Raw genomic sequence first — 24,069 nt, 5'->3', positions numbered from 1 at the left:
ACTACTCGCTCAGTATCCAGGTGTCCTTGGTGCCGCCGCCCTGGCTCGAATTGACCACGAGCGAGCCTTCTTTCAGCGCCACCCGCGTCAGCCCGCCGGGCACGATGGTGGTGTGGCTGGAGCCGGTCAGCACGAACGGGCGGAGGTCGACATGGCGCGGCGCCAGGCCCTTGTCCGTGCAGGTCGGGCAGGTCGACAGCGCCAGCGTCGGCTGCGCGATGAAGCCCTCCGGCTCGCGCTTGAGCTTGTCGCGGAACGCCTCGATGGTCGCCTTGGTGGCGGCGGGACCGATCAGCATGCCGTAGCCGCCCGAACCGTGCACCTCCTTGACGACGAGGTCGGCGAGGTTGTCGAGCACGTAGGACAGATCCTGCGCTTCGCGGCAGCGCCAGGTCTGCACGTTCTTCAGTATCGGCTCCTCGCTGAGGTAGAACTTCACGATGTCGGGCATGTAGGAATAGATCGCCTTGTCGTCGGCGATGCCGGTGCCGACCGCGTTGGCGAGCGTGATGTTGCCGGCCGCATAGGCCGACATCAGCCCGGGGACGCCGAGCGCGGAATCCGGACGGAAGGTGAGGGGATCGAGGAAGTCGTCATCGACGCGGCGGTAGATCACGTCGACCCGCTTCAGCCCCTCGGTGGTGCGCATGAACACCTCGTCGTTCTTGACGATGAGGTCGCGCCCCTCGACCAGTTCGATGCCGAGCTTGTCGGCGAGGAAGGAGTGCTCGTAGTACGCCGAGTTGTAGACGCCGGGCGTCATCAGCGCGACCGTCGGCTCGGCCGAGGCGCTGTGCGGCGCCACCGATCGCAGCGCCGACAGCAGCTCGTCCGGATAGCGCTCCACCGGCGCGACGCGGTGGCGCGAAAACAGGTCCGGAAACAGCCGCATCATGATCTCGCGGTTTTCCAGCATGTAGGAGACGCCGGACGGCGTCCGCGCATTGTCCTCCAGCACGATGAAGTTGTCCGGATCGGTGCGGATGATGTCGATGCCGGCGATGTGGACGTAGATGTCGTGCGGCACGTCCTGGCCGTTCATCTCCGGCCGGAACACCGGGTTCTGGAAGATCAGGTCTTCGGGGATGATGTTGGCGCGCAGGATGTCGCGGCCGTGGTAGATGTCCTTGAGGAACATGTTGAGCGCGAGCACGCGCTGCTTGAGGCCCTTCTCCAGCAGCGTCCATTCGGTCGCGGACATGATGCGCGGGATGACGTCGAACGGGATCAGCCGTTCCTGGGCCTCGGAATCGCCGTAGACCGCGAAGGTGATGCCGATCCGGCGGAACAGCAGCTCCGCTTCCTGGCGCCGATACTCGAGCGCATCCGGAGGCGTCTCTTTGAGCCAGCGGGAGAGCTCTTGGTAGGCCGGGCGAAGATCCTCGCCGAGGCCGTTCATCTCATCGAACGCGACTGCCATATATCCCGACTGCCCTCCCAAGCCATGTGACACAGTGCATGACTTGATGGGATGGTAGCAAGGGGCGGGCCAGCGCGATATGCATTGGCTCGTGGCATTTGCTAGGGGGAGGCGGAAGGCCTGCCCGAAAAACCGGCTGAGGTCTGCTTAATTCGGCGGCAAAACCCCGTGACATCAAGGCATTGGATCGGCAATGTCAGGGGATCAAGTTAAGGGAATGAGACCATGAGCGAGATCGTCACGGCGGGGATATTGGTGATCGGCGACGAGATCCTGTCCGGCCGGACCAAGGACAAGAACATCGGCTTCATCGCCGAATACCTGACCAATATCGGCATCGACCTGAAGGAGGTTCGCGTCGTCGCCGACGACGAGGCTGACATCGTGTCCGCCCTTGATGCGCTGCGGCATAGGTACAATTACGTGTTCACCACCGGTGGCATCGGGCCGACCCATGACGACATCACCGCCGACAGTGTGGCGAAGGCGTTCGGGGTCGAGATCCACCATCATCCCGACGTGGTGGCGCGGTTCAGGGAGCGTTGGACCGAGCAGGACCTCAACGAGGCGCGGCTGCGGATGGCCCGGGTGCCCGATGGCGCCGAGCTGATCCAGAGCGCGACCATCCTCGCGCCGGGCTTCAAGCTCGGAAACGTCATCGTGATGGCCGGCATCCCCACCATCATGCAGGCGATGATGGACATCGTGGCGCCGACCCTGAAATCCGGCGTGCGGATGCTGTCGGACTCGGTCCGCGCCGACGCAAGGGAAGGCGACATCGGCGGCCCGCTGCGGGCGATCGCGGAAGCCAATCCCGACACCATCATCGGCAGCTATCCGTTCCAGGACGAGAACCAGAAACCGAACACCAATCTGGTGGTCCGCTCGCGCGATCCGGAGAAGCTCGCCGCGGCGATGGCCGCGGTGAAGGAGATGCTGAAGCAAGTGCAGGCCGCGCAGAAGAAGCCGGCGGGTTGAAGCGACATGGTTGAACGAGATTCTGAACCGAGTGCACAGGATCGGGCCGGCAGGCCGTTCCCGGTCTCGTGGGATCAATTCCACCGGGACTGCCGGGCGCTGACCTGGCGGCTCAACGAGGTCGGCCCGTTCCATGCTGTCATCGCGATCACCCGCGGCGGGCTGGTGCCGGCGGCGATCGTGGCGCGCGAGCTCGGCTTGCGGGTGATCGATACCGTCTGCGTCGCCAGCTACGACCACGACAAGCAGGGCGACCTGAAGGTGCTTAAGGGAATTTCGGAGCAGACCGCCAAGCTCGGCGGCGGCACCGGCAAGGGGCTCTTGATCGTCGACGACCTCGTCGACACCGGCAAGACCGGCAGGCTGGTGCGCGAACTGCTCCCCGATGCGCATTTTGCAACGGTCTATGCCAAGCCGAAGGGCCGCCCGCTGGTCGATACCTACATTACCGAGGTGTCGCAGGACACCTGGATCTTCTTTCCCTGGGACACCGCGCTGTCGTTCCAGCCGCCGATCCGGGATGGGGCGGCATAAAGAGTCACCTCGCCCCGCGTGCGGGGAGAGGTCGGATCGCATCGTTAGATGCGATCCGGGTGAGGGGGATTCACCACGTGTCTATCTCTCACTATCTTTGCGGAAGCAGCCCCTCACCCCGACCCTCTCCCCGCAAGCGCGGGGCGAGGGGGAAGTAAAGAAGCATGCCCCTGCAAAACCGCGTCACCCCCACCGGCGACATTGTCGCGACCGAACATCGCGGCACCTTCACCGGCAATCGCGGTATCATCCATGATCCGGCGACCCGCACACTGTTGAACAAGCGCTGGTCGAGCCCGGCGTGGCTCACCTGCGTCTGCGAGTTCAGGGGACGGCGACGCAAGGTGATGACCCGGAAGAGCTGGACCGAGCTGTTCTTCCTCGATGAAGCCACCGCATTCGCGGCCGGACACCGGCCCTGCTTCTACTGCCGCCGCGACGACGCCAAGCGGTTTCGCAGCCGCTGGGAGGAAGGTAACGGCACGAGCGATCTCAGCGCCAAGGCGATGGATGCGGTGCTGCACGCCGAGCGGCTCGACCGCGGCAAGAAGCGGTTGCATCCGCTGCCGCTGCCGATTGACGAACTGCCCGACGGGACAATGGTGAAGGCAGGAGCAGAGAGTTATCTCATTGCCGACGGCAAGACGCTGCGCTGGTCATTCGCAGGCTACGAGCGAGCCAATGTGACCGCTCCCGCGATGTTGCTGACGCCGCCGTCAACCGTGCGTGCGTTTCAGGCCGGCTATCGGCCGGTGCTGCATCCGAGCACGGAGATGGCGCGCGGCTGAGCCGTCGGCGCTGCCTTACGCCAGCCGCTGCCGCGCCAGCTTGGCGCCGGCGCCGAGCGCGATCAGCTTGGCTTCGGCGATATCCCGGCGCATCGGCGCCATGCCGCAATTGGTGGTCGCGATGATGTTGCCCTTCGGGACATGCTTTGCGACGGCTTCGATCACCTTGACGACATCCTCCGCAGTCTCGACCTCGTCGCTGGCGACGTCGATGACGCCGGCCTGCACGATCTTGCCGGGGAGCGCCGCGAGCAGTTCGATCGGCACCTTCGAGTTGCGGCACTCGATCGCGACCTGCTGGATCGTGCTCTTGTCGATGACCGGGAAGGTCTCTTCATATTGCCGCCACTCGCCGCCGAGCGTCTGCTTCCAGTCGTTGTTGGCCTTGATGCCGTAGCCGTAGCAGATGTGCACGGCGGTGGCGCAGGTCAGGCCCTCGGCGGCGCGCTCCAGCGCCTTGATGCCCCAGTCGCGCACCTCATCCATGTAGACGTTGAAGGCCGGCTCGTCGAACTGGATCATGTCGACGCCGTCGGCCTGCAATGCCTTGGCCTCCTGGTTCAACAGCTCCGCGAAAGCGAACGCCATCTTCACGCGGTCGCCGTAATATTGGTCGGCGATGGTGTCGATGATCGTCATCGGACCGGGCAGGGTGAATTTCAGCCGGTTCCTGGTGTGGGCGCGCGCCGCACGCGCTTCGCCTTCATGGACGCGGCCCTTGAGTTGCAGCGGCGCGACCACCTGCGGCACCATGGCCTTATAGCGGTCCTTGCGGATGCCCATCTCGACCTTGTGGGCGAAATCGATGCCCTCGATCCGCTCCAGGAAACCATGCACGAAGTGCTGGCGCGCCTGCTCACCTTCGGTGACGATATCGACGCCGGCATCCTCTTGCAGCTTGACCGCTAGCACCGTGGCATCGCGTTTGGCGCGGGCGAGTTCGGCGCCTTCCGATTTCCACGGCGCCCACAGCATGTTCGGCTCGGCGAGCCATTCCGGCTTCGGCAGGGAGCCTGCGATCGTGGTTGGAAACAGCATGGGTGCCTCCCGGTGGGTTCTGATTGAGCGCCTGTGTGCCATGTCCTAAGGTAGACGTACAGAACAACAAAAGTCTTCAGGACGGGGAATAGGACGCCGATGATCGACCTGCACTACGCGCCGACTCCGAACGGCTGGAAGATCTCGATCATGCTGGAGGAACTGGGGCTGCCCTATCAGGTGGTCCCGGTGAACATCCGCGCCGGCGAGCAGTTCCGGCCCGAATTCCTGGCGATCAGCCCGAACAACCGGATTCCCGCGATCGTCGACCGTGCGCCTGCAGACGGCGGTGGACCGTTCTCGGTGTTCGAGACCGGCGCGATCCTGATCTATCTCGCCGACAAGACCGGCCGCTTCCTGTCGCGGGAGCTGCGTGCGCGGTCGAACGTCATCCAATGGGTGATGTGGCAGATGGGCGGCCTCGGGCCGATGCTCGGCCAGCACGGCCATTTCGCGCTCTATGCGGCCGAGAAAATTCCCTACGCGATCGAGCGCTACCGCGACGAGACGGCGCGGCTCTATGGCGTGCTCGACCGTCAGCTCGGCAACACCGGCGCCTATGTCGCCGGTGACGACTATTCGATTGCCGACATCGCCTGCTTCCCCTGGACCATGACCCACAAGGCGCAGGGTTTTACCCTCGACGACTACCCGAACATCAAGCGCTGGTACGCCACCGTGCGCGCCCGGCCGCAGGTGCAGGCGGGCCTTGCGATCGGAAAATTCGTCAAGGAGCCGTTCGACGAGGAATCACGCAAGAACATGTTCGGCCAGCGTGCGAAGGAGCTGGTCGAGAAGAAATAATGGCAGTTATTCCGTGGCGTGACACAGGCGCGCGCTCTGCGCCTTGCGGCGCATGCCGGAATGACGACAATGAATGTGGAAAAGACAAAGGGAAACGCCATGATCGAATTCTTCTTCGACTGTTCCAGCCCGTGGACCTATCTCGCCTGGCACAACATCCAGCCGCTGGCGAAGGAGTTCGACGCGCCGATCAGCTGGCGGCCGATCCTGGTCGGCGGCATCTTCAACACCGTCAATCCGTCGGTCTACGCGCAGCGCGAGACGCCGGTGCCGCTGAAGGCGCGCTACATGAAGAAGGATCTCGGCGACTGGGCGCGCTCGGCTGGGCTAGCGATCAAGATGCCGCCGACCGTGTTCCCGGTGAACAGCGTCAAGGCGATGCGCGGCTGCATCCTTCTCGGCAACGACAAGATGGTGCCGTTCGCGCGCGCGGTGTTCGAGGCCTATTGGGGTGATGACAAGGACATCTCGCAGGATGCCGTGCTGACCGAGATCTGCACCAAGCTCGGGATCGATCCCGAAAAATTCCTTGCCGGCATCGGCGACCAGGCAATCAAGGATCAGCTCAAGGCCAACACCGAGGAGGTGATGGCGCGCGGCGGCTTCGGCTCGCCCACGATCTATCTTGACAAGACCGACATGTATTTCGGCAACGACCGCCTGCCGCTGATCCGCGAGGCGCTCGCACGCCTCAAGGCGCGAGCCGCCTGATGCCGAAAGCCGTCGTCTGCCGCGAGCTCGGCCCGCCCGAGCGCCTTCACCTCGAGAATTTTGCCTCGTTGCCGCTGCAGCCGGGGCAGGTGCGCGTTGCGATCCGTGCCGCCGGGATCAATTTCCCCGACATCCTGATGGCCGCCGGCGAGTATCAGCTGAAGCCGCCGCTGCCGTTCACGCCGGGCTCGGAGGCTGCCGGCGATGTCGTCGAGGTCAATGACGCAGCCGGGGTCACCGTCGGCGACAAGGTGATCGTCAAGATGCGCTTCGGCGCCTATTGCGACGAGGCCGTCGCGACACGGTCGCAGCTCGTGCCGGTGCCGTCGACCTTCGACTATGCGGAAGGCGCGACCTTCCTTGCCGCACACGGCACCGCGTATCACGCGCTGATCGATCGCGGGCAGATCAAGCCGGGCGAAGTGCTGCTGGTGCATGGCGCCGGCGGCGGCGTCGGGCTCGCCGCGGTCGAGATCGGCAAGCTGCTCGGCGCCACCGTGATCGCGGCGGCCTCGAGCGAGGAGAAGCTTGCGATTGCCAAACAACGTGGCGCGGATCATCTCGTGCTCTACGCGCGCGAGCCGTTCCGCGACGCGGTCAAGCGTATCACCGATGGTCGTGGTGCCGATGTGGTGTTCGATCCCGTCGGCGGCGAGGTGTTCGAGAACTCGATGCGCTGCATCAACTGGGGCGCGCGCATTCTCGTCGTCGGCTTCACCGGCGGCATCGGTCTTGCCCGCACCAATCTGTTGATGATCAAGGGCGCGAGCGTGCTCGGCGTTCGCGCCGGCGAGGCGGTGCGGAAGGACCCCGCGCTCGGCGAGGTCAGGTTCAAGGCGCTGAGCGAATGGGCCGAGGCGGGCCGGGTGCGGCCAAATATCTCACACCGGCTGCCGCTGGAAGACTACCCGAAGGCGATGCGGTTGCTGATCGAGCGCAAGGCGATCGGGCGTGTGGCGCTGATGATGCAGTAGTAGCTCGTCATTGCGAGTGAAGCAATCCATAGTCACCGTGTGGGCGGTATGGATTGCTTCGTCGCTTCGCTCCTCGCAATGACGGTTAGTGCGGCGTGAACTTGCCTTGCCGCAAAAACACAATCGTCTGCGCGATTGCATCCCGGTTGCGCACCAGCCAGGGATGCGAGGTGCGGATCACGATGTGATCGGCCATGCCGTCGAGCCGGGTGTTGGTGACCGACACCCGGCCGTCGTGCGGCCGCGGCAGTCCCATGGACGTGATCGGATAGACCGAGCGGTTGCCGGCGATGATGCCGGCCTCATAATCGATCGCCGGCAGCAGCGCGCTGGTTGCGGTATCGCGGCGGGTGACGAGCTGCTGGCCGGCCGGGCCGAAGAAGGCGTGATAGGCGGCTAGGTGTTTCAAACGGTCCGCGATCTCGCTGCCGCCGTTCGGCGTGCCCAGCATCACTACGCGACCGAGCCGCGCCGGGCGATATCGTGCCAGATAGACGCGGGCCAGCAGGCCGCCCATTGAATGGCAGACGAAATGCACGGAGCCGTCGAGGCTCTGCGCGAAGCGATCGAGCGACGGATGGATGTCCTCCGCCAGCGCATCGAGCCCTTTGCGCCGGCTCTCATAGTCGAGATTGAGGGTGGCAAAGCCGGCATCGCGCAGCGCCAGCTCCATCCTGCCAAACGAACGCGCCGTCCTGCTGATGCCGTGCAGCAGGACGACGCCGTCAGTCGTGGACGCGGCGGGACGCCGTTCGGTCACTTATAGTCGCGCTCTTGCCACCACGGGAAATAGTCGGGCATGTCCGACGACACCTTGTTCTTGAACTCCGCCGGACGCTTTTCCAGGAACGACACCACGCCTTCCTTGACGTCCTCGGAGCGGCCGCGGGCATAGATGCCGCGGCTGTCGACCTTGTGCGCCTCCATCGGATCGTCGGCGCCCATCATGCGCCACATCATCTGGCGGATCAGCGCCACCGACACCGGCGCGGTCTTGGCCGCGAACTCCTTGGCGAGCGCACGCGCGGTCGGCAGCAGATCGTCGGGCGGCACCACCTTGCTGACGAGACGGCCGGCGAGCGCTTCCTGCGCCGGGAAGACGCGGCCCGAGTAGCACCACTCCAGCGCCTGCGAGATGCCGACGATGCGCGGCAGGAACCAGCTCGAGGCGGCCTCCGGCACGATGCCGCGCTGCGAGAACACGAAGCCGAAGCGCGCGGCTTCGGAGGCGATGCGGATATCCATCGCAAGCTGCATGGTGACGCCGATACCGACCGCCGGGCCGTTCACGGCGGCGATCACAGGCTTGAGGCACTTGAAGATGCGCAGCGTCACCTGGCCGCCGCCGTCACGCACCTGCGGATCGCTGTAGTCGACGCTGCCGTCGGCATTGCGCTTGACCGGACCGCGCCGCGCATCGCGGTCGAAGGTGTTGGCGCCGGAGGATAGATCCGCGCCGGCGCAGAAGCCGCGGCCTTCACCGGTGACAATGATGGCCCTGACGTCGTCGTCCTTGTCGGCTTTGTCGAACGCGTCGATCAGCTCCTGCTGCATCGTGGCGTTGAAGGCGTTGAGCTTGTCGGGCCGGTTCAGCGTGATGGTCAGGATCTGCTCGGCGACCTCGTACTTGATCGTCTCATACGCCATGGGGATGATTTCCTCTCGGTTTTCTTGAATGAACGGCGCTGACGCGCGTCTCCATTCAGTTAACCCGGCAATCATCCCTTGTGAAGAAGAGGGATGCGCGGCGTGGTTCCGCGCATCCTGACTTGCGTTGAGGCGCTACTTCTTCGGTGGTGCAGGCCACGGCTTCTGCGGGCCGCGCAAGCCTTCGAACGCCTTGCCGATGCCGAGCACGCCGATGTCGTCGAAGCGGCGGCCGATGATCTGGACGCCGATCGGAAAGCCCTTCTTGTCGTAGCCGGCGTTGATCGACAGCGCCGGGTTCTCCGACATATTCCACGGCACGGTAAAGCAGATGTGCTCGAACGGCTTCGTGGGGTCGTTGAGAGGTGCGGCGAATTCCGCCGGGAAGTTCACGACCGGCGACACCGGCGAGATCACATAGTCGACCTCGCAGAACAGCTTCGCAGCGGCCGCGCGGATCGCCATCGTCTGGTTGAAGCCGCGCACCACGTCGACGCCGGAGAGCTTTGCGCCGGCCTCGGCCCAGTTGAGGATGTAAGGCAGGGTCTTGCCGCGGTCGGCCTGCGACAGCTTCGACAATTCGTCCCAGGTTCGTGCGCGCCAGAAATTGTCGAGCCCCTCGAGCATCTCAGGCGTCAGGATGCCGTCGATCTCGGTGATGACGGCGCCGGCGGATTCGAGCGCCTTCGCGGCCTTGACGACGACCTCGCGAACGTCCTTCTCGACCTTCTGGCCGGATCCGGCGTCGAGCATCAGCCCGATGCGCAGCTTGCGCGGCGACTTCTCCAGCGCCTTCCAGTTCACCTCGAGCGCCGGCAGGCTCATGCCGTCGCGGCGATCAGGGCGCGACAATACGCTCATCATCAGCGCGGCGTCGTCCACGGTGCGGGTCATTGGTCCCGCGACGCGGCCGACATAGGGCGGATCGATCGGCACGCGGCCGAGGCTCGGCTTCAGGGCGACGAGGCCGCACCAGGAGGCCGGCAGCCGCACCGAGCCGCCGATATCGGTGCCGAGATGCAGCGGGCCGTAGCCGGCAGCACCGGCCGCGCCTGCGCCTGCGCTCGAGCCGCCGGGGTTCTTGCTGACATCCCAGGGATTGCGGGTCAGCGGATGGAACGACGACAGCCCTGACGACAGCATGCCGTAATCCGGCATCGTGGTCTTGGAGAAGATCACGCAGCCGGCTTCGCGCAGCCGCGCGGCAGGAGGCGCATCCTTTTCCGCGGGCGCGAGCTTGACGCTCGCCGCACCCAGCGGCACCGGCTGGCCCTTGGTCGCGACGTTGTCCTTGATGGTGACGGGAACGCCGTCGAGCGTGCCGACCGGCTCGCTCTGCTGCCAACGCTCAGTCGCGGCCTTGGCGACCTTCCGCGCGCCTTCGGGATCGTACAGATACAGCGCCTTGATGTGCGGCTCCCAGGTCGCGACCTGGGAGATGATTTCCTCGAGCACTTCGGACGGCGAGAACTGCTTGGCACGGTAGCCGGCGAGCAGGTCGACGGCCGAGAGATCGTGCAGCGACGTGATGGCGTCCCCTTTCGGCTTATGCATGCGCACCTGCCGGCATACGTTTCTCGATGATGCGGGCGAACATGCTGGCGCCGATCGGCAGGATCTTGTCGTCGAGAACGTAACCGGGATTGTGCACGGGCACCGAACCGTCATGGCCGACCCAGAAATACGCGCCGGGAATGGCCTGCATCATGTCGGCGAAATCTTCGCTGCCCATCTTGGGCGTCGAGCGGGTGATCACCTTGGCCGGATCGACCACGGTGCGCGCGACTTCCTCGACGACGCGCGACTGCTCTTCCTGATTCACCAATACGCTGAAGCCGTCGCGGATCTCGACCGAGATTTCGGCGCCATAGGCCACGGCAAAGCCGGCGGCGATCTCGCGCATGCGCTTGCGGATCAGTTCACGGATCTCGTCGGAGAAGCAGCGCACCGTGCCGCACATCCAGGCTTCGCCGGGAATGACGTTGTAGGCCGACCCGGAATGGATCTGGGTGATCGACAGCACCGCAGCCTGCAGCGGATCGACGTTGCGGCTGACGATCGACTGCAACGCCTGTCCGAGCGTCATTGCGATCACCACCGCGTCCTTGGAGCGCTCCGGCATCGCGCCATGCGCGCCGTAGCCCTGGATCCTGATGTCGAAGAAGTCGGCTGCGGCCATTGCCGGGCCCGGCAGGATCGCGATCTCGCCATGGTTGAGGTCGGGCGCGTTGTGCAGGCCGTAGACCTCGTCGCAGGGGAACTGCTTGAACAGGCCGTCCTTGATCATGGCGCGCGCGCCGCCGAGGCCTTCCTCGGCCGGCTGGAAGATGAAATGCACGGTGCCGTCGAAATTGCGGGTCTCGGCGAGATAGCGCGCCGTGCCGAGCAGCATCGTGGTGTGGCCGTCATGGCCGCAGCCGTGGAAGCGGCCGGGGATGGTCGAGCGCCACTTCAGATTGGTGTTCTCTTCCATCGGCAGCGCGTCCATGTCGGCGCGCAGGCCGATCTTCTTGCTGCTGTTGCCCTTGCCCTTGAGCACGCCGACCACGCCGGTGCCGCCGAGGCCGCGATGCACCTCGATGCCCCAGCTCGTGAGCTTGTCGGCGACGATGCCGGAGGTGCGGACCTCCTCGAAGCCGATCTCGGGATGCGCATGCAGATCCCGTCTGATGGCGGTGAGTTCGTCGGCAAAACTGTCGATGCGCTCAATGGTCGGCATGGCTCTCTATCCGTTTGTGCGTGATGGGGAGGAGGGGGTGAACGTGGGGCCGTTAGGCTTGATACGAATGCCCGGTCGCAAATGTTTCCACGGCAGCGTGGCGGTATCGGCCGGCATGGCGCCGGGCGCAGCGCAGATCAGCAGTTTCTCGGCGATCGGCTCGAAATCGGCGCGGAAATGCACCGAGCTCTTGTTGACCAGGATCTTCTGCGCGGTCGGCTCGATGCCGACATAGCGGTACATCGACTGGTCGGCAAGCTGCGCCTTGTAGGAGCCGACGACGACGCGGACGTCGCCGACCCGCAGGCAGGCCGAGGGCCCCATGTCCATGTCGCGGCCGCCGAAATACGGGCCGGGCGCAACGAACTTGCCGTCGGAGAGCTGCTCGACCACGAAAGTCTCCCGGTACGGCGCGTCGCCGGGAATGCCGGACTTGCCGCCGAGCTCGAGCGTGACGGTGGCGCCGACGCCGGCCGTGTGCGCGGCCTTGGCCGATTGCGGGTCGTAGATCACGCCGGTTGCGGCACTCGCTCTGTTGCGCACCAGCGCGCGCAGCATGCCTGTGGTGTCGGAATCGCCGCCGGCGCCGGGATTGTCCTGGGTGTCTGCGATGATGATCGGCCGGCTCGCCGACTTCGCCAGTTGCATCGCCAACTGCACGCCTTCGTCGGGCGCATAGATCCGGCCGTCGAAATCGTCCTCATGGCTCTCGACCAGGGCGACGACCTTGTCGGCCGCCGCATCGGCATCGGCTTGGGTCCGGCCGTAGGCGAACACGCTCGGCCCGCAATCCCTGAAATCGGCGGCCGGAAAGCCCGGCGCAAACGACAGCGTCGGCACGGCGTCGCTCTCGAGGGCGGCGAGCTTTTGATAGATGCCTTTGGTGGGCTGGTCGTTGGTGCATTGCCAGCTGATCGGGATCAGGAACGGCAATTGCCGGAATGCCTTGGCAAACCGCTGTCCCGTTTTCAGCATCAGCGCCAGATGCCGGGCGCAGGCGCGGCCGGTGTCGGCCATGTCGACATGCGGATAGGTGCGGTAGGCGATCAGCGCATCGGCATGCTCGATCATCTTGGGCGAGACGTTCGCATGCAGATCGAGGCTCACCACCAGCGGCAGGTCCTGGCCAATCGCCTTGCGCACGCGGGCAAGGGTTTCGCCTTCGCCGTCGTCATAATGCTCGGTGACCATGGCGCCGTGCAGGTCGAGATAGACGGCATCGATCGGGCCGGCCGCGACGATGCCGTCGACCATTTCGGTCACGATCCGCTCGAACGCATCCTTGCTGACATGCGCCGACGGGCTGGCCGCCGCGAAAATCGTCGGCACCAGCTCCCAGCCATTGGCTTCGGCAGCCTCGACAAACCCGGCGAGGCCGACATTGATCTTGCGCATGACCTTGAGCACCTCGGCGCCATGCGTCATCGACGGCCAGCCGCCGCCGTGCACGAAGTCGTCATAGGTTGCCTTCGTCGGCGCGAAGGTGTTGGTCTCGTGCAGGAAGCCGCCAACGGCAATGCGGGTCATCAAGTTGGTCTCGATACGTTTCTTCGGTCGTGATGCGATCGGAACGGTTCGCGCCACGATCTCGTTGGTTTGAGCGTGTTCTTTCGGGAAGACCGGCGTCCACCTTCCAGGGCATGCCCTAGCGCGCGACGTTAAGCGTGTCGTCGCGCCAAGCGCAAGCCGGGGAGCACCTCCGGATTTGCATGCCCTATGGGCGTATTGAAAGGCCCAAAGGTACGTCGCGAGATTAAGTCTAAAGACCTAGGCCGTTGCCACGAGGCCTTCCGAAACCGGGCGGAAATTCGCAAAATCCCAGCCGCGCCCCGGTGCTGCTTCGAGCAGCGCACGGGTGTAGGCCTGTTGCGGATTGGTCAGCACCTCGGCCGCCGGTCCCTGTTCCACGACGCGGCCATGTTGCATCACGGCGACGTCGTCGCAGATCTGTGCGGCAACGCGCAGATCATGCGTGATGAACAGCAGCGCGATGCCGAGCCGCCGCTGGATTTCGTCGAGCAGATTGAGAACCTGCGCCTGCACCGAGACGTCGAGCGCGGACACCGCCTCATCCGCGACCAGCACGTCGGGATCGAGCGCCAGCGCGCGCGCGATCGCGATGCGCTGGCGCTGTCCGCCGGAGAACTGGTGCGGATAGCGCGAGATCGCGTCGGGCGGCAGGTGGACGAGCTCGAGCAGCTCGCGGGCCCGCGCCAGCGCATCCTTGCGCGGCATGCCGTAGTTGATCGGGCCTTCCGCGATGCTCTCGCCGACGGTGACGCGCGGATTGAGCGAGCGGTAGGGGTCCTGGAAGATGATCTGGATCTTCTGGCGATGCGGCTGCAACAGCCGGCGCGACAGGTCGGAGATCTCGCGGCCGGCGAGCCGCACTCCGCCCGAGGTCGGATCGATCAGGCGGACGATGCAGCGTGCGACCGTCGACTTGCCGGAGCCGCTTTCGCCGACAATGCCGAGCGTGCGGCCCTTGCGCAAAGTGAGCGTGACGTTGCTGGCGGCGGCGACCTCGCGGGCCTTGCCGTACAGCGACCGCTCCCGGTAGATCTTGCTGAGCTCGTTGGCTTCCAGCACCACGGGCTCGGTGGTGTCCGGACGCGGCGCGCGCGGCACGAGGCTCGGCACCGCGGAGAGCAGGTTGCGCGTGTACTCCATCGTCGGCTTGCGCAGCACGTCCTGCAGCGCGCCGGTCTCGACCAGCCGGCCATGGCGCATCACCGCGACGCGGTCGGCGATCTCGGCCACCACGCCCATGTCGTGGGTGATGAACAGGACAGCGGTGCCGTGGTCGCGTTGCAGGTCGCGGATCAAGGTGAGGATCTGCTTCTGGGTGGTGACGTCGAGCGCGGTGGTCGGCTCGTCCGCGATCAAAAGCTTCGGCTCCAGCACCAGCGCCATCGCGATCATGATGCGCTGGCGCTGTCCACCGGAGAGGCGGTGCGGATAGGAGGAGAAGATGCGCTCGACATCGGGCAGCCGCACATGCTCCATCATCGCCAGGATCTTCTGACGTCGCGCGCGGGAGTCGAGATCGGTATGGGCGCGCAGCACCTCGTCGATCTGGCGGCCGACCGGCACCACCGGATTGAGCGCGGTCATCGGCTCCTGGAAGATCATCGCCATCCGCGTCGCGCGCAATTGCCTTAGGCGGCGATCGCTCGCGGTGAGCAGTTCCTCGCCGACCAGTTTGACGCTGCCGCCCGACGGCACCAGTGTGCCCTTCTGCAGCAGGCCCATCGTGGTCAAAGAGGTCACCGACTTGCCCGAGCCGCTTTCGCCGACAAGGCAAAGCGTCTCGCCTTCGCTCACCTGCAACGAGAGGTCGTCGATGATGCGGTGCGCGTCCGTCTTGCGGCCGAGACCGACGACGAGGTTGTTGATGTCGAGGACGACGTTGGTCATGTCAGGGTCTCGTGTTGCGAGGAGGCACGATGGGTCCGTCACCGTCGTTCCGGGACGGTGCGCAAGCACCAGACCCGGAATCTCGAGATCCCGGGTTCGGTGCTTCGCACCGCCCCGGGATGACGGCTTCAATTGGCATCGAAGCCATCATTTGCCCTCACGCTGTTTCATGCGGGGATCGAGCGCGTCGCGCGCGGCGTCGCCGATCAGGTTGACGCTGAGAATGGCGATCGAGAGCAGCAGGCCCGGCCAGAAGATCAGCGACGGCTTGACCTGGAAATAGGCACGGCCCTCGGCCATGATGTTGCCCCAGGTCGGCGTTTCCGGCGAGATGCCGGCGCCGAGGAACGACAGGATCGCCTCGGTCAGGATCGCGGATGCGCAGACGTAAGTGCCTTGCACGATCAGCGGCGCGATCGTGTTCGGCATCAAATGCCGCCACATGATCTTCGGCAGGCTCGAGCCGAGCGAGATCGCGGCCTCGACATAGGGCTCCTCGCGCGCGGTTAGCACCACCGAGCGCACCAGCCGCGCCACGCGCGGGATCTCGGGGATGGTGATCGCGATCATCACGGTCCAGATGCTGGCGCCCGACAGCGACACCACGGCGATCGCGAGTAGGATCGCGGGGATCGCCATCAAGCCGTCCATCACGCGCATCATCACCGCATCGACCCAGCGGAAGAAGCCGGCGACGAGGCCGATCAAGAGCCCGATGGCGATCGAGCAGACGGCGGCGCCGAGCCCGATCAGCAGCGAGATCCGTGCGCCGTAGATGACGCGCGACAGCAGGTCGCGTCCGTAGGCGTCGGTGCCGAGCAGGTATTGCGCGCTCGACGGCTTCAGCCGCTGCGACGGCGTCAGCAAGAGTGGATCATGAGGCGCAAGGAGCGGCGCGAAGATCGCCATCAGGATGATCAGGACGAGGCAGATCGTCGCAACCGCGATGATCGGCGTCGACGCCAGGAAGCCGAACTTGACGCGGAACGGCCGGGTGACGGGGATAGAGGATTCGGGAAGGGTTTCGATCGCCATTGCTCAGTACCGGATGCGAGGATCGAGCAGGGTGTAGGCGAGGTCGATCAAGAGATTGACCGCGACATAGATACCCGATGTCAAAAGGATCATGGCCTGGATCACCGGATAGTCGCGCGCCAGCACCGCATCGACGGTGAGGCGGCCGATGCCGGGCAGGTTGAACACGCTCTCGGTGACGACGACGCCCGAGATCAGCAGCGCGAAGCCGGAGCCGATCACGGTGATGACCGGAACCGCGGCGTTGCGCAGCGCATGGCGCATCAGTACGCCGCTCTCGCCGATGCCCTTGGCGCGCGCGGTGCGCACGTAGTCCTCGCCCAGCACGTCGAGCATCGAGGCCCGCGTCATGCGCGCGATCAACGCGACATAGATGAAGGAGAGGGTGCAGGTTGGCAGGATGATGCGTTCGAAGAACGGACCGAAGCCGGCCGAGATGCTCTTGAAGCCCTGCACCGGCACCCAGCGCAGATCGATCGCAAACACCTGGATCAGCACATAGCCGATCACGAACACCGGCACCGAGAAGCCGAGCACGGAGAGCCCCATCACGAAGCGATCGATCCAGGTGCCGTGTTTCCACGCCGCGATCACGCCGAGCGGCACCGCCACCAGGATCGAGAGGACGATGGTGGCGAGCGCGACCGAGATCGAGGGCTCGAGGCGCGGACCGATCATTTCGAGGATTGGCTTGTTCGAGATCAGGGAGACGCCGAGGTCACCGTGCAGCAGCTTGGCGACCCAGGTATAAAACTGGATGTAGATCGGCTCGTTGAGACCAAGCGAGGTGCGGATGCGGTCGAGCTGTTCCGGTGTCGCATTGTCGCCGGCAAGAATTGCGGCCGGGTCACCCGGCGTCAGCCGCAGCAACAGAAACACGAACAGTGCCACCACGCCCATCACGGGAATGGCGGCGAGGATTCGGCGGAGGAGATAGCCGATCATCGCTGCTATCTCCTGCCGTCAGACGGTGCGAGGCGAAGGCTGGGCCGCATCATACTCATGGTGTCCCCGTGATGTGTCTCATGCGCTTCTGCGTCTTGTCTCAAGGCTAGCGCGAACGTGATGAATTTGCAGGCAAATACTGTGCCAATGGCGACGTCATATCAAGGCGCGGTTCAGGCCGTCGGAGCCTCCTTTGGTCTGAAGTTGCTATTTCGAATTGCACATGTCGCCATGTGCCACCGACCTGAAACGGGAAGTCTATTCACGCTTTCGCCACGCCGCACCAATTGGCGACGAACAGTGCGATGCTCTGCGTTGTCTTGCGAAGGCTGTCGAGCTCGACGCGTTCGTTGAACGCATGCGGGCCGATACCGTACGGACCGTAGCAAAGGGCAGGGATGCCGTAATCGACGCAATAGTAGCGGGTGTCGTTGACGGCGGTGGACAGGCGCTCCTGCATCGGGGCCTGGAATACGGAGTGATGCGCGGCAGTCAGCGCCGCTTCCGCTTCGCTGCCAGGCTCGCACACCGCCGCGTCTGCCTGAAAACCGCTCCACACGAGCTCGGCCGGATTGTCGGACAGAAAGTCGTCGGCCTTGTGCGCTTCGGTCAGGCATTCCTCGATGCCACGCATCGCCTGCTGCGGTGTCTCGCCTGGCAGGAGACCAAGCCGGCAATCCAGCTCGCACCACGCCGCGGTCGAACTGGCCCAATCGCCGCCTTTAATGATCCCGACGTTGAACTTGATCGGGTTCTTGACGCTGCGGAACCAGCTGTTGTCGAGCGCCCGGGCATTGAGCGCCTTGGTGTAATCCTGGAATGCGCGCACCAGGTGCATCGCCGACAGGATGGCGCTCGTACCGGCCTCGGAATAGGCGACATGCACCGGCGTGCCGCGGACGCGCAGTCGAAACCAGACGGCGCCGACCTGGGCGCGCGTCAGTGTGTGTCCGGTCGGTTCGGGAATCAGGCAGGCGTCGGCGCGATAGCCACGCATCAAGGTCGACAGCGCGCCGTTGCCGGTGCTCTCTTCCTCGGTCACGGTTTGCAGATGGACGCGTCCGCCCGGGGCATAGCCGGCGTCTCTGATAGCATCGAGCGCGAAGATCATTGCCGAGACACCGGCCTTCATGTCTTGCGCGCCGCGCCCGAACATCCAGCCGTCGTGCACGGCGCCCGAGAACGGCGGTTGTTCCCAAAGATCGGCGGGCCCCTCCGGCACCACGTCGATATGACCTTGCAGGATCAGGCTGCGTCCGCTGCCTTTGCTGTCGAGCGTCGCAACGACCTGCTGCGATCCGGCAAGGTCGATGCCGTCCATCGGTGCAGCCTTCGGATGACTCATCAGGTTGACGTCGGCAAGGCTGAACGTATCGACGTCGTAGCGGCGCTTTGCGAATTGCTCCGCCAGCCAAGCCTGTTGCGGCGCTTCCTGTCCGCGCAAGCTGCGGAACTGCACCATGCGCGACAGGAACGCGACCTGATCGTTGAAGTTTCGATCGACGGCCGCGCACAGCTCCGCGGCAATCTGATCCGGCTTGGTCAGCGTCTCACGCGTGTCCGCCACCCCAATGCGCATTGTCCCCTCCCGCGCTGAAGCGCTTTGCCCCATTGTGACGCTAGTCGTTGTCATGCGGTGTTTCTCTGCGAATTCCGACTTGGCTACACACAAATACGCTCATATTCTTCCTCGCCGGCCGGATAATTAGAGGAAAGCTGCGCGGGTGGTCTCGGTCGTATCGACCGGCGACGGCACCATCGAGGGCGTGACGAGGTCGCGCCAGTCATCGATCGCCCCTGCGACCATCTGCGCCGTCGCGGCGGACAGCGTCCAGCCGAGATGACCGTGGCCGGTGTTGTAGAACACGCCCGGAATCCGTCCGGCGCGAACCACCGGCATCATGTTCGGCATCATCGGGCGCAGGCCGGCCCATGGCACGACTTTCGACGTGTCGACACCGGGGAAATGCTGCCGCACCCAATCCACCAGCGGCTGGATGCGGTCGGCGCGAATGTCGAGGTTGAAGCCGTTGAATTCGGCCGTGCCGGCGACGCGGAAGCGGTCGGCGCCGAGCCGGCTGGTGACGATCTTCGCGGCTTCATCGAGCAGGCTGACGGTAGGCGCGGCGTCCCGGCTTTGCGGCGCATCGAGCTGCACGGTGATCGAATAGCCCTTCACCGGATAGACGTTGACGCGGTCGTTGAGCAGGCCGGCGAAGTGGCGGCTCGCGACACCGGCGCAAATCACGATGCCGTCCGCCTGCAACTCGTGTCGCGTAGCGACCTCAGCATCGTGCGAGGCGGTATCGTTCCAGCCGATGCGGAAACCGTCATCGCCGCGCGCGATCGCGTCGACGTCGGCTTCATGGACGAAGCTCGCGCCGCGGCGGATGCAGGCGTCGGCGAGGCCGCGCGTGAACTTGTGGATATCGCCGGTGGCGTCCGACGGCGTGAAGAAGCCGCCATAGCAGGTGGTCTGCAGCGCGGGTTCGATGCTGCGGATTTCGTCCGCCGTCACCGGCCGGCGGTCGAGCCCGCCTTGCTGCAGCAGCGTGTTAACGCGCAGGCCCGCCTCGAAGCCGGCCTTGTCGTGATAGACGTGCAGGATGCCGCGGCGTTCGAGATCGAAAGCGATGTTCTCGCGCTGGGCGATCGAGAACAGATGCTTGCGCGCTTCGATTGCGAGCCGCGTGGTCTCGATGGTGTTGGTGCGATAGCGGCCGATGTGGCCGACGAACTCGCCGATCCAGGAATATTTGTGCCAGCTCGGCTTCGGATTCATCAAGAGCGGCGCGTCGCTTCGAAGCATCCAGCGCAACCCCTTGAGGATGGTCGCGGCGCTGTTCCACACTTCCGCATTGCTGGCGGAAAGCTGTCCGCCGTTGGCGAATGAGGTTTCCATCGCAGCGTAGCGATGCCTGTCGAGGACAGTCACCCGGTAGCCGCGTTCGAGCAGGGCATAGGCCGTCGTCACGCCGGTGATGCCGGCGCCAATGATTGCGATGTGAGGCATGGTGGTCTTCAGGCTCCCGTGGGTTAGAGTCGCCGAACCACCGGTGAAACCGGCTGTTTCGACGCCCCATCTGTCACGGTACCTGAGAGCTTGATCCGCATTGGGCCTCGGCCCAATAGCAGACTATCCCCTTCGGTGGACGTCATGGCCGTTTCCATTTGGCCATGCCGTCTCTCTCCAGATCGTCCTGACGATACAGTCCTTTTGCCTGAGAGTTTCCGGGGCGGTTGCTCCGTCGGCGCCGAAGCACAACACGAATGTTGTCGCTTCGATCTCTCCCGCATCGTCGTGTTGGACGGCCGGACCGTAGGCGAAGCCAAAAAATTGGACAAGGCTAAATTTCGGTCCGGCAGTGCCAACGTGTTGTGCAGTGCAAATCGAGTTAATCGAGCGTCGCCAGCAGTGCCGCCAGCAGGCGGCCGCGCTCGGCGAGGCTCTCGACTTCGATATGTTCGTTCAAAGTGTGGGCGTCAGCGCCGCGAACGCCGAGGCCATCGAGGGTGGGGATACCCATCGCGCCGGTGAAGTTGCCATCAGAACCGCCGCCGGCGCTGCCGTGCGGCAAATCAAGACCCATATCGGCGGCGAGACGCTTTGCCTTTTCATAGAGCGCCATGGTGCCGGCATCCGGCTCCCACACCGGGCGCGTGACGCCGCGCGTCACCTTGAATGTCACGTCATTTGCCGTACCCGACAGCGCCAGCATGCGCTCGACGCCGCGGTCGAGATCGGCCTGGCGCTTGGCCATGCTGAGCGCTTCGCCGGTGCAGGTCGTTGCGACGCAATTGACCCATTGCCCGCCATGCACGATGCCGACCGAGAAGGTGCAGTCCTCGGTGGTCATGCCGTCGATGGCTATGATTTGCCGGGCCATTTCACGGATCGCGGAGCGGCCGGAGGACAACGTCGCGCCGGCATGGCTCGGCTTGCCGACAGCTTCCAGATTGAAGCGTGCGATGGCGTAGCGGCCGGTGACGACGCCGTTGTTCGGCCGGCCGGGCTCCGGGACCAGCACGTATTTGTTGCGTGCGGCTTCCGCCTCGATGATGTCGCGCGTCGACGGCGTGCCGACCTCCTCGTCGGGCGTGAACAGCACCGTGATTGGCAGCGGCGTCGTAAAGGACGCGCGCGCCAATTGCCGGATCGCCTCGATCGACAGATAGTTACCGCCCTTCATGTCGAAGATGCCGGGCCCGAAGCACTTGTTGCCTTCGCGCCGCCACGCCAGCTTCTCGATGGTGCCGACCGGATGCACGGTGTCCAGATGGCCGGCGATCAGGATGCCGGGCTGACCTTGTTTCGGATGGGGAAAGCGGGCGCGGACGCAGCCGGCAAAGCCCTGGCGTCCCGCGATGCGTTCGATCGTCGCATCCATCACCGCCATTTCGCGCGCGGCGAGGTCGAGCATGCGCTCGACCGCGGCCGCGTCCCATGTCGGGCTCTCGCATTCCACCCAGTTGCGCAGCCCCTGCAGCATCGCTTCGGAATCAAAAGGAAGATTGGCGGGGTTCATGTCTTTTCTCTCTTGTTGTTTGTTCGCGCCGATACGGGTTCGCGTGCCGTACGAAAAGCTCGGAAGACGCGTTTGTAAAGTCAAATGCGCTGCACCCGCCGCTCATTCGTTCGTATACGTTTGATCCTGCCCAAAACCGATTGACGCGCATTGCGCTTGATGCAAGTCTCGATTTCACAAGCCATACAGCATGTTAGTTCGCCTAAATAACGAACCGCATGCATAACGAATAAGCCGGCTTTGACCAGTTACACGTCAGGAGAAATTGCATGTTGCCTATCTCGCGTTGGAAGCACCGCACGCTAGCGGCTGCGTTGACGGCGCTAGCGTTGTCGTTCGCGCCGCAGGAATTGTCGCTTGCACCGCAGGCCATGGCCGCGGGCAAGACCATCACCGCGGTGATGCATTCGGATCTGCGCGTCATCGATCCGATCCTGACCACGGCGTACATCACGCGAGACCATGGCTACATGGTTTTCGACACGCTGGTGGCGACCGACTCCAACTTCAAGATCCAGCCGCAGATGGCCGACTGGAAGGTATCCGACGACAAGCTCACTTACACGTTCACTTTGCGCGACGGCCTGAAGTGGCACGATGGAACGCCGGTGACTGCCGAAGACTGCGTCGCCTCGCTGAAGCGCTGGGCCAAGGTCGACGGCATGGGCCAGAAGCTGATGGACTTCACGGCGAGCCTGGAGGCCACCGACGCGAAGACGATCACGCTGAAGCTGAAGGAGCCCTACGGCCTGGTGCTGGATTCGATCGGCAAGCCGTCGTCGCGCGTTGCCTTCATGATGCCGAAGCGGCTGGCCGAAACCCCGCCGGACAAGCCGATCCCGGAGCAGATCGGCTCGGGCCCGTTCAAATTCGTTCAGGCTGAATTCCAGCCGGGCGTGAAGGCGGTCTATGTCAAGAACACGGACTACGTGCCGCGCAAGGAGCCGGCGAGCTGGACCGCGGGCGGCAAGGTCGTGAAGGTTGACCGCGTCGAGTGGGTCACGATGGCCGACGCGCAGACGGCGATGAATGCGCTGCAATCCGGCGACATCGATTTCCTGGAGAACCCGTCGTTCGACACGTTGTCGATCCTGGAAGGCGACAAGGACCTGAAGGTCGAGACGCTGAACAAGTTCGGCTTCCAGACGCTGGGCCGCATGAACTTCCTCTATCCGCCGTTCGACAACATCAAGGTTCGCCAGGCGGCGCTGATGGCGATCAACCAGAAGCAGGTGCTCGACGCGCTGGTCGGCAATCCCAAGTATTACAAGACCTGCGTCTCCTTCTTCATCTGCGATACGCCGTTCGCGTCCGAGGTCGGCGGTGAGACGTTGTTGAAGGGCGGCGACATGGCGGCGGCCAAGAAGGCGCTTGCCGAGTCGGGCTATGATGGCACGCCCGTCGTCATCATGGCGCCTGGCGATGTCACCACGCTCAAGGCGCAGCCGGTTGTTGTGGCCCAGCAACTGCGCGACGCCGGCTTCAAGGTCGACCTGCAGGCCACCGACTGGCAGACCGTGGTGACCCGCCGCGCCAGCCAGAAGGCGCCGAAGGATGGCGGCTGGAACATGTTCTTCACCAACTGGGTCAGTGCCGACGTCTCCAACCCGATCTCCAACCTCTCGATTGGCGGCCAGGGCAAGAATGGCGGATGGTTCGGCTGGGCCGACGATCCGAAGATCGAACAGCTGAAGGACGCCTTCGTTCGCGCGCCGTCGCTCGACGAGCAGAAGAAGATCGCGGCCGATATCCAGAAGGAAGCCTACGAGCAGGTCATCTACATTCCGCTCGGTCAGTATCAGGGTCCGAGCGCCTGGCGGAAGTCGCTGTCCGGTGTGCTCGATGGTCCGGCGACGCCGATCTTCTGGAATGTCGACAAGTCCGAGTAAGCTTGCAGCTTGACGCAATACGAGTGGCCGGGACTTGTCCCGGCCATTTTTCGTTTCGCGCCGTCTGCGCGACGGCGTTCCTTAATTGCCGTGGCCCGATTTCGCGTTGCTCGTGCTCGACAGGCTCGAGAGCTGGGTCTGTCCGACGCTGGCGCCGTTCATCCAGACCATTGCGCCCGCGGCGAACGCCAACAATCCGCACGCCACGACCGCGCTGCGAATCCATCGCCGGTAGATCGCACGATCGTTGGGCGTCGCATCGAGGAATCTCTGTGCGTTGAGCCCGTTGCTGCAGTGAGCCGCGTCGTCGCTGTGCTCGAGGATGGAAGCACCGTGATCGGGCGCGGTATTGCCGACAATCTGATTGCGACTGGCAATCCGATTGCGATCCGCAATCGTCATCGCCTATCTCCAACTCATTGATTTCGAAATGTGACGGCCGCGAAATGTGCGGCCAGAATTTTCCAACGGGCCGACACTACCACAGTCAGCGATCGCGGCATGTGAAGCGCGCCACAGTAGAAAGACACGATGAGGTGATGCGAGACCACGATGCCGTGCGCATCTGCCCAGCCCGCTGGCACGTCCTGGCATACCAATTCGGTTGGCGGCGGCTTAAGGTTCCTGTCAGTATTGGATCGTAA

Annotated in this window: 21 protein-coding genes and 2 riboswitches; of the genes, 7 read left to right on the top strand and 14 right to left on the bottom strand. The window is 64.4% G+C overall.

The window, feature by feature from the left end; genetic code table 11:
• Position 1: 1 nt before the first annotated feature.
• A complete protein-coding gene (locus tag ACVIGA_RS05210) occupies positions 2–1,420 on the bottom strand; it encodes a circularly permuted type 2 ATP-grasp protein (protein WP_223976336.1) in 1,419 nt (472 codons plus the stop codon).
• Between the two features lie 225 nt (positions 1,421–1,645).
• On the opposite strand from ACVIGA_RS05210, the gene ACVIGA_RS05205 reads away from it, so the two are divergent.
• From ACVIGA_RS05205 to ACVIGA_RS05195, 3 genes are all read left to right on the top strand, one after another.
• On the top strand, positions 1,646–2,398 hold the full coding sequence (locus ACVIGA_RS05205; RefSeq protein ID WP_223976339.1) for a competence/damage-inducible protein A: 753 nt from the start codon (positions 1,646–1,648) through the stop codon (positions 2,396–2,398).
• Between the two features lie 6 nt (positions 2,399–2,404).
• Positions 2,405–2,932: a xanthine phosphoribosyltransferase gene (gene gpt / locus ACVIGA_RS05200; RefSeq protein ID WP_223976341.1), complete on the top strand. Its 528-nt coding sequence runs from the start codon at positions 2,405–2,407 to the stop codon at positions 2,930–2,932.
• 164 nt (positions 2,933–3,096) lie between these two features.
• Positions 3,097–3,720, top strand: a complete 624-nt coding sequence (locus ACVIGA_RS05195; RefSeq protein ID WP_456665549.1) for a hypothetical protein — start codon at positions 3,097–3,099, stop codon at positions 3,718–3,720.
• A gap of 15 nt (positions 3,721–3,735) precedes the next feature.
• On the opposite strand, the gene ACVIGA_RS05190 is transcribed toward ACVIGA_RS05195, so the two are convergent.
• Positions 3,736–4,758 (bottom strand): methionine synthase, encoded by a 1,023-nt coding sequence (locus tag ACVIGA_RS05190; protein ID WP_456665548.1) that lies wholly within the window; start codon positions 4,756–4,758, stop codon positions 3,736–3,738.
• A 99-nt stretch (positions 4,759–4,857) separates the two neighbouring features.
• On the opposite strand from ACVIGA_RS05190, the gene ACVIGA_RS05185 reads away from it, so the two are divergent.
• The 3 genes from ACVIGA_RS05185 (at position 4,858) to ACVIGA_RS05175 (ending at position 7,247) form a co-directional block, all read left to right on the top strand.
• Entirely contained in the window at positions 4,858–5,562 is a 705-nt protein-coding gene (locus ACVIGA_RS05185) for a glutathione binding-like protein (protein WP_456665547.1), read from the top strand.
• Between the two features lie 99 nt (positions 5,563–5,661).
• A complete protein-coding gene (locus tag ACVIGA_RS05180) occupies positions 5,662–6,273 on the top strand; it encodes a DsbA family protein (protein WP_456665546.1) in 612 nt (203 codons plus the stop codon).
• Positions 6,273–7,247, top strand: a complete 975-nt coding sequence (locus ACVIGA_RS05175; RefSeq protein ID WP_456665545.1) for an NADPH:quinone oxidoreductase family protein — start codon at positions 6,273–6,275, stop codon at positions 7,245–7,247. The genes ACVIGA_RS05180 and ACVIGA_RS05175 overlap by 1 nt, the downstream gene beginning before the upstream one ends.
• An 85-nt stretch (positions 7,248–7,332) precedes the next feature.
• Here the strand turns inward: ACVIGA_RS05175 and ACVIGA_RS05170 are convergent, their stop codons facing one another.
• The 11 genes from ACVIGA_RS05170 to ACVIGA_RS05120 all read right to left on the bottom strand — a co-directional run bounded on the left by ACVIGA_RS05170 (position 7,333) and on the right by ACVIGA_RS05120 (position 21,536).
• Positions 7,333–8,007: an esterase/lipase family protein gene (locus ACVIGA_RS05170; protein ID WP_456665544.1), complete on the bottom strand. Its 675-nt coding sequence runs from the start codon at positions 8,005–8,007 to the stop codon at positions 7,333–7,335.
• Positions 8,004–8,894, bottom strand: a complete 891-nt coding sequence (locus ACVIGA_RS05165) for a crotonase/enoyl-CoA hydratase family protein (protein WP_456665543.1) — start codon at positions 8,892–8,894, stop codon at positions 8,004–8,006. Before ACVIGA_RS05165 ends, ACVIGA_RS05170 begins: the two co-directional genes overlap by 4 nt.
• 135 nt (positions 8,895–9,029) lie before the next feature.
• Positions 9,030–10,448: an amidase gene (locus tag ACVIGA_RS05160; protein ID WP_456665542.1), complete on the bottom strand. Its 1,419-nt coding sequence runs from the start codon at positions 10,446–10,448 to the stop codon at positions 9,030–9,032.
• Complete coding sequence (locus ACVIGA_RS05155; protein WP_223976362.1) at positions 10,441–11,613, bottom strand: M20 aminoacylase family protein; 1,173 nt, start codon at positions 11,611–11,613, stop codon at positions 10,441–10,443. Before ACVIGA_RS05155 ends, ACVIGA_RS05160 begins: the two co-directional genes overlap by 8 nt.
• Before the next feature lie 6 nt (positions 11,614–11,619).
• The gene (locus tag ACVIGA_RS05150) at positions 11,620–13,140 is read right to left on the bottom strand and encodes a M81 family metallopeptidase (protein ID WP_456665541.1); all 1,521 of its coding nucleotides are present in this window, start codon (positions 13,138–13,140) and stop codon (positions 11,620–11,622) included.
• Between the two features lie 240 nt (positions 13,141–13,380).
• Positions 13,381–15,030, bottom strand: a complete 1,650-nt coding sequence (locus ACVIGA_RS05145) for an ABC transporter ATP-binding protein (RefSeq protein ID WP_456665540.1) — start codon at positions 15,028–15,030, stop codon at positions 13,381–13,383.
• Between the two features lie 147 nt (positions 15,031–15,177).
• Positions 15,178–16,065 carry an ABC transporter permease gene (locus ACVIGA_RS05140; RefSeq protein ID WP_223976365.1) on the bottom strand — a complete coding sequence of 296 codons (888 nt, stop codon included), beginning with the start codon at positions 16,063–16,065 and terminating at the stop codon, positions 15,178–15,180.
• Positions 16,066–16,068: 3 nt separating this feature from the next.
• Positions 16,069–17,010: an ABC transporter permease gene (locus ACVIGA_RS05135; protein WP_223976367.1), complete on the bottom strand. Its 942-nt coding sequence runs from the start codon at positions 17,008–17,010 to the stop codon at positions 16,069–16,071.
• A 262-nt stretch (positions 17,011–17,272) separates the two neighbouring features.
• Positions 17,273–18,589 carry an ArgE/DapE family deacylase gene (locus tag ACVIGA_RS05130; RefSeq protein WP_456665539.1) on the bottom strand — a complete coding sequence of 439 codons (1,317 nt, stop codon included), beginning with the start codon at positions 18,587–18,589 and terminating at the stop codon, positions 17,273–17,275.
• 126 nt (positions 18,590–18,715) lie between these two features.
• Positions 18,716–20,023 (bottom strand): D-amino acid dehydrogenase, encoded by a 1,308-nt coding sequence (locus ACVIGA_RS05125; RefSeq protein WP_456665538.1) that lies wholly within the window; start codon positions 20,021–20,023, stop codon positions 18,716–18,718.
• A 68-nt stretch (positions 20,024–20,091) separates the two neighbouring features.
• Positions 20,092–20,206, bottom strand: a riboswitch (glycine riboswitch).
• Between the two features lie 3 nt (positions 20,207–20,209).
• Positions 20,210–20,314, bottom strand: a riboswitch (glycine riboswitch).
• A gap of 91 nt (positions 20,315–20,405) precedes the next feature.
• Positions 20,406–21,536: a M20/M25/M40 family metallo-hydrolase gene (locus ACVIGA_RS05120; protein WP_456665537.1), complete on the bottom strand. Its 1,131-nt coding sequence runs from the start codon at positions 21,534–21,536 to the stop codon at positions 20,406–20,408.
• Between the two features lie 269 nt (positions 21,537–21,805).
• Here ACVIGA_RS05120 and ACVIGA_RS05115 point away from each other — a divergent pair, with 269 nt between their 5' ends.
• Positions 21,806–23,425: an ABC transporter substrate-binding protein gene (locus ACVIGA_RS05115; protein ID WP_456665536.1), complete on the top strand. Its 1,620-nt coding sequence runs from the start codon at positions 21,806–21,808 to the stop codon at positions 23,423–23,425.
• A gap of 81 nt (positions 23,426–23,506) precedes the next feature.
• Here the strand turns inward: ACVIGA_RS05115 and ACVIGA_RS05110 are convergent, their stop codons facing one another.
• Positions 23,507–23,827: a hypothetical protein gene (locus ACVIGA_RS05110; RefSeq protein WP_456665535.1), complete on the bottom strand. Its 321-nt coding sequence runs from the start codon at positions 23,825–23,827 to the stop codon at positions 23,507–23,509.
• Positions 23,828–24,069 lie beyond the last annotated feature (242 nt).

It is taken from the genome of Bradyrhizobium sp. USDA 3240 (assembly GCF_054063295.1).
This window is presented reverse-complemented; position numbering and strand designations above follow the sequence as displayed.